This window comes from Tautonia sociabilis, from assembly GCF_003977685.1.
GTDB lineage: Bacteria > Planctomycetota > Planctomycetia > Isosphaerales > Isosphaeraceae > Tautonia > Tautonia sociabilis.
In genome coordinates this window covers 1-1,004 of record NZ_RYZH01000124.1, presented here as the reverse complement: position 1 = coordinate 1,004, position 1,004 = coordinate 1, and the positions used below count along the sequence as shown (strand labels likewise).

Here is a 1,004-nt window from a genome sequence, read left to right as displayed (position 1 = left end):
CTAGAAGTAAACTTGGTCTGACAGTTACCAATGCTTAATCAGTGAGGCACCTATCTCAGCGATCTGTCTATTTCGTTCATCCATAGTTGCCTGACTCCCCGTCGTGTAGATAACTACGATACGGGAGGGCTTACCATCTGGCCCCAGTGCTGCAATGATACCGCGAGACCCACGCTCACCGGCTCCAGATTTATCAGCAATAAACCAGCCAGCCGGAAGGGCCGAGCGCAGAAGTGGTCCTGCAACTTTATCCGCCTCCATCCAGTCTATTAATTGTTGCCGGGAAGCTAGAGTAAGTAGTTCGCCAGTTAATAGTTTGCGCAACGTTGTTGCCATTGCTACAGGCATCGTGGTGTCACGCTCGTCGTTTGGTATGGCTTCATTCAGCTCCGGTTCCCAACGATCAAGGCGAGTTACATGATCCCCCATGTTGTGCAAAAAAGCGGTTAGCTCCTTCGGTCCTCCGATCGTTGTCAGAAGTAAGTTGGCCGCAGTGTTATCACTCATGGTTATGGCAGCACTGCATAATTCTCTTACTGTCATGCCATCCGTAAGATGCTTTTCTGTGACTGGTGAGTACTCAACCAAGTCATTCTGAGAATAGTGTATGCGGCGACCGAGTTGCTCTTGCCCGGCGTCAATACGGGATAATACCGCGCCACATAGCAGAACTTTAAAAGTGCTCATCATTGGAAAACGTTCTTCGGGGCGAAAACTCTCAAGGATCTTACCGCTGTTGAGATCCAGTTCGATGTAACCCACTCGTGCACCCAACTGATCTTCAGCATCTTTTACTTTCACCAGCGTTTCTGGGTGAGCAAAAACAGGAAGGCAAAATGCCGCAAAAAAGGGAATAAGGGCGACACGGAAATGTTGAATACTCATACTCTTCCTTTTTCAATATTATTGAAGCATTTATCAGGGTTATTGTCTCATGAGCGGATACATATTTGAATGTATTTAGAAAAATAAACAAATAGGGGTTCCGCGCACATTTCCTCTAG

General features: G+C 47.1%; 1 protein-coding gene. It reads right to left on the bottom strand.

The features are described from left to right. Window positions 1-24: 24 nt before the first annotated feature. Window positions 25-885, bottom strand: a complete 861-nt coding sequence (locus TsocGM_RS25625) for a broad-spectrum class A beta-lactamase TEM-116 (RefSeq protein ID WP_000027050.1) — start codon at window positions 883-885, stop codon at window positions 25-27. Window positions 886-1,004: the final 119 nt, after the last annotated feature.